Here is a 5,296-nt window from a genome sequence, read left to right on the forward strand (position 1 = left end):
ATTGGTAACAAAAAAGCCCTATCATTACTGATAGGGCTTTTCAAAAGAAAGGCGGCGACATACTCTCCCACATAACTGCAGTACCATCTGCGCAGTCGGGCTTAACTTCTCTGTTCGGAATGGGAAGAGGTGAGCCCCGACGCAATAACCACCTTAAGAGGTTAAATTGCTTTGAGCAATTTTTACAATTCGTAATTCATAATTTTAAATTCGTAATTGCAATAATATCTTAACATACTGAGATAAATTAATTTAAAGAAAGTTTCTTCCTCCGCCGAAGCGGAGGAATTTATACATAAGCTAACGGGTTATTAGTACTACTCGACTATGACATTACTGCCTTTACATCTATAGCCTATCAACGTGGTCATCTTCCACGACCCTTAAAAGAAATCTCATCTTGTGGTGGGTTTCGCGCTTATATGCTTTCAGCGCTTATCCCTTCCCGACGTAGCTACTCTGCAGTGCTCCTGGCGGAACAACAGATACACCAGCGGTCAGTCCAATTCGGTCCTCTCGTACTAGAATCAGATCCACTCAAATTTCTAACGCCCACAGTAGATAGAGACCGAACTGTCTCACGACGTTCTGAACCCAGCTCGCGTGCCACTTTAATGGGCGAACAGCCCAACCCTTGGGACCTTCTCCAGCCCCAGGATGTGACGAGCCGACATCGAGGTGCCAAACCCCCCCGTCGATATGAGCTCTTGGGGGAGATCAGCCTGTTATCCCCGGCGTACCTTTTATCCTTTGAGCGATGGCCCTTCCATGCGGAACCACCGGATCACTATGCTCTACTTTCGTACCTGATCGACCTGTATGTCTCTCAGTCAAGCTCCCTTATGCCATTGCACTCTACGCACGGTTACCAAGCGTGCTGAGGGAACCTTTAGAAGCCTCCGTTACTCTTTTGGAGGCGACCACCCCAGTCAAACTACCCACCAAACAATGTCCCCCGCATTACGGGGTTAGGCCTCAGACAAGCAAAGGGTGGTATTTCAACAATGACTCCACAACGCCTAGCGACGCCACTTCATAGTCTCCCACCTATCCTACACATCACGTGTCCAAGGTCAATATTAAGCTATAGTAAAGGTGCACAGGGTCTTTTCGTCCCACTGCGGGTAAGCGGCATCTTCACCGCTACTACAATTTCACCGAGCTCATGGCTGAGACAGTATCCAGATCGTTACACCATTCGTGCAGGTCGGAACTTACCCGACAAGGAATTTCGCTACCTTAGGACCGTTATAGTTACGGCCGCCGTTTACTTGGGCTTCATTTCAATGCTTCTCCGAAGATAACATCTCCACTTAACCTTCAAGCACCGGGCAGGTGTCAGGCCCTATACTTCATCTTACGATTTTGCAGAGCCCTGTGTTTTTGATAAACAGTCGCCTGGATCTTTTCACTGCGGCCAGCATTGCTGCTGGCGACCTTTCTCCCGAAGTTACAGGTCTATTTTGCCTAATTCCTTAGCCATGAATCTCTCGAGCACCTTAGGATTCTCTCCTCAACTACCTGTGTCGGTTTACGGTACGGGTACTTATAATCTAAGTTTAGAAGATTTTCTTGGCAGCCTTTAGGTACACTATCTCGTTGTCCGAAGACTCTGAGTACTATCGCATTTCACCAGTCCCAGCGGATTTGCCTACCGGGCCTATAGCTAAGTGCTTTAACGAACTATTCCGTCAGTTCGCGGTACTTTCACCACTGCGTCTCTCCATCACAATTATAAGTAGTACGGGAATATTAACCCGTTGGCCATCGACTGTCCCTTTCGGGTTCGCCTTAGGACCCGACTAACCCGCAGCTGATTAGCATAGCTGCGGAAACCTTAGTTTTTCGGTGTGCGGGTTTCTCGCCCGCATTATCGTTACTTATGCCTACATTTTCTTTTCTAAACAGTCCAGCATGACTCACATCACACCTTCGACCCAGTTTAGAATGCTCCCCTACCACTTGTATTACTACAAATCCATAGCTTCGGTAGTATGCTTATGCCCGATTATTATCCATGCTCGTCCGCTCGACTAGTGAGCTGTTACGCACTCTTTAAATGAATGGCTGCTTCCAAGCCAACATCCTAGCTGTCTGGGCAGACAAACCTCGTTTTTTCAACTTAGCATACATTTGGGGACCTTAGCTGATGGTCTGGGTTCTTTCCCTCTCGGACATGGACCTTAGCACCCATGCCCTCACTGCTGGTAAACATTATATAGCATTCGGAGTTTGTCAGGAATTGGTAGGCGGTGAAGCCCCCGCATCCAATCAGTAGCTCTACCTCTATATAACTTATACCCAGCGCTGCACCTAAATGCATTTCGGGGAGTACGAGCTATTTCCGAGTTTGATTGGCCTTTCACCCCTACCCACAGGTCATCCGAAGACTTTTCAACGTCAACCGGTTCGGACCTCCACTATGTGTTACCACAGCTTCATCCTGCCCATGGGTAGATCACACGGTTTCGCGTCTACCATTACTGACTAAAGCGCCCTATTCAGACTCGCTTTCGCTACGGATCCACACCTGAAGTGCTTATCCTTGCCAGCAACGGTAACTCGTAGGCTCATTATGCAAAAGGCACGCCGTCACCCCACGAAAGGGCTCCGACCGCTTGTAAGCGTATGGTTTCAGGATCTATTTCACTCCGTTATTCACGGTTCTTTTCACCTTTCCCTCACGGTACTGGTTCACTATCGGTCTCTCAGGAGTATTTAGCCTTAGCGGATGGTCCCGCCAAATTCACACAGGGTTTCACGTGCCCCGCGCTACTCAGGATACCACTATCTATATCTTCTCTTACCCATACAGGACTATCACCCTCTTTGGTTAACCTTTCCAGGTTATTCCGGTTCAATCCGCATAGAATATCGTGGTCCTACAACCCCAGAATTGCCGTAACAACTCTGGTTTGGGCTAATCCGCGTTCGCTCGCCACTACTTACGGAATCACTTTTGTTTTCTTCTCCTCCGCCTACTTAGATGTTTCAGTTCAGCGGGTTTGCCCCCTATCGGGTAATGCATCTTCAATGCATTGGGTTGCCCCATTCGGATATCTACGGATCAATTCGTGTGTGCCAATCCCCGTAGCTTTTCGCAGCTTATCACGTCCTTCATCGCCTCTGAGAGCCTAGGCATCCCCCATACGCCCTTATTTTGCTTATGTGCCGCCTATTTCTATAAATAAAAATAGGACTTTCTTTAATAAAATCGTAACATGTTACGATTCTACTGTACTTTCTACTTTTTAAATGTATTTTATCTCAATATGTCAATGAACTTTTTTCCTTTCGGAATCGTGGAGAATATCGGAGTCGAACCGATGACCTCCTGCGTGCAAGGCAGGCGCTCTAGCCAGCTGAGCTAATCCCCCAATTTGAACTCAGAATTATGAATTCAGAATTACGAATTATGAATCCCAACTTCCAGAATTTCCTTCAAACAAGCTTAAAAAAGTAGTCCCGGGCAGACTCGAACTGCCGACCCCTACATTATCAGTGTAGTACTCTAACCAGCTGAGCTACGAGACTCTGTTTTCTTTGCTTATTCTTATTTTTTAAATTAACAGCGAGAGTAATATTTCCCTTTCAACTAAAACCTAACGGTTAAATCTTCTCTAGAAAGGAGGTGTTCCAGCCGCACCTTCCGGTACGGCTACCTTGTTACGACTTAGCCCTAGTTACTAGTTTTACCCTAGGCAGCTCCTTGCGGTCACCGACTTCAGGCACCCCCAGCTTCCATGGCTTGACGGGCGGTGTGTACAAGGCCCGGGAACGTATTCACCGGATCATGGCTGATATCCGATTACTAGCGATTCCAGCTTCACGGAGTCGAGTTGCAGACTCCGATCCGAACTGAGATAGGTTTTGTAGATTCGCTCCTGCTCGCGCAGTGGCTGCTCTCTGTACCTACCATTGTAGCACGTGTGTGGCCCAGGACGTAAGGGCCGTGATGATTTGACGTCATCCCCACCTTCCTCACAGTTTACACTGGCAGTCTCGTTAGAGTTCCCGACATGACTCGCTGGCAACTAACGACAGGGGTTGCGCTCGTTATAGGACTTAACCTGACACCTCACGGCACGAGCTGACGACAACCATGCAGCACCTTGTAAATTGTCCGAAGAAAAAACTGTTTCCAGTCCTGTCAATCTACATTTAAGCCCTGGTAAGGTTCCTCGCGTATCATCGAATTAAACCACATGCTCCACCGCTTGTGCGGGCCCCCGTCAATTCCTTTGAGTTTCACACTTGCGTGCGTACTCCCCAGGTGGGATACTTATCACTTTCGCTTAGCCACTCAGATTGCTCCGAACAGCTAGTATCCATCGTTTACGGCGTGGACTACCAGGGTATCTAATCCTGTTCGCTCCCCACGCTTTCGTCCATCAGCGTCAATCACTTAGTAGTAACCTGCCTTCGCAATTGGTATTCCATGTAATATCTAAGCATTTCACCGCTACACTACATATTCTAGTTACTTCCTAAGCATTCAAGTCTTACAGTATCAATGGCAGTTCCATCGTTGAGCGATGGGCTTTCACCACTGACTTATAAGACCGCCTACGGACCCTTTAAACCCAATGATTCCGGATAACGCTTGGATCCTCCGTATTACCGCGGCTGCTGGCACGGAGTTAGCCGATCCTTATTCCTACAGTACCGTCAAGCTCCCACACGTGGGAGGGTTTCTTCCTGTATAAAAGCAGTTTACAATCCATAGGACCGTCTTCCTGCACGCGGCATGGCTGGTTCAGTCTTGCGACCATTGACCAATATTCCTCACTGCTGCCTCCCGTAGGAGTCTGGTCCGTGTCTCAGTACCAGTGTGGGGGATCTCCCTCTCAGGACCCCTACCCATCATCGTCTTGGTAAGCCGTTACCTTACCAACTAACTAATGGGACGCATGCTCATCTTATACCGTTGGAACTTTAATTACATCTTGATGCCAAGTCGTAATGCTATGGGGCATTAATCCAAATTTCTCTGGGCTATTCCCCTGTATAAGGTAGATTGCATACGCGTTACGCACCCGTGCGCCGGTCTCAAACACCGAAGTGTTCTACCCCTCGACTTGCATGTGTTAGGCCTGCCGCTAGCGTTCATCCTGAGCCAGGATCAAACTCTTCATCGTATATTGTTCGTTAGATTAATCTAACATTGTTTTATTCGATTTAAGTCGCTAGGTTGTTTTCAATTTACTCGAAAAATCTTACTCTCTCTTATTTTCAAAATTACATCGCTGTAATTTTGTGCTGTCAATTCAATATGTCTATGAACGTGTCATTCTTT

At 47.5% G+C, this 5,296-nt stretch carries 2 tRNA genes and 3 rRNA genes; all 5 read right to left on the reverse strand.

The window, feature by feature from the left end:
• Nucleotides 1-46 precede the first annotated feature (46 nt).
• Nucleotides 47-156, reverse strand: a 5S ribosomal RNA gene (gene rrf, locus QUA97_RS27830).
• Between the two features lie 135 nt (nt 157-291).
• A 23S ribosomal RNA gene (locus QUA97_RS27835) occupies nt 292-3,170 on the reverse strand.
• Between the two features lie 133 nt (nt 3,171-3,303).
• Nucleotides 3,304-3,377 (reverse strand) — tRNA-Ala (locus QUA97_RS27840).
• 83 nt (nt 3,378-3,460) lie between these two features.
• Nucleotides 3,461-3,534 (reverse strand) — tRNA-Ile (locus QUA97_RS27845).
• A gap of 90 nt (nt 3,535-3,624) precedes the next feature.
• Nucleotides 3,625-5,138: ribosomal RNA gene (locus tag QUA97_RS27850) — 16S ribosomal RNA — on the reverse strand.
• The 16S, 23S and 5S rRNA genes sit together here with 2 tRNA genes alongside, the layout of an rRNA operon.
• Between the last annotated feature and the right edge of the window lie 158 nt (nt 5,139-5,296).

The organism is Microcoleus sp. CZ3-B2 (genome assembly GCF_036705055.1).
Lineage (GTDB): Bacteria > Cyanobacteriota > Cyanobacteriia > Cyanobacteriales > Microcoleaceae > Microcoleus.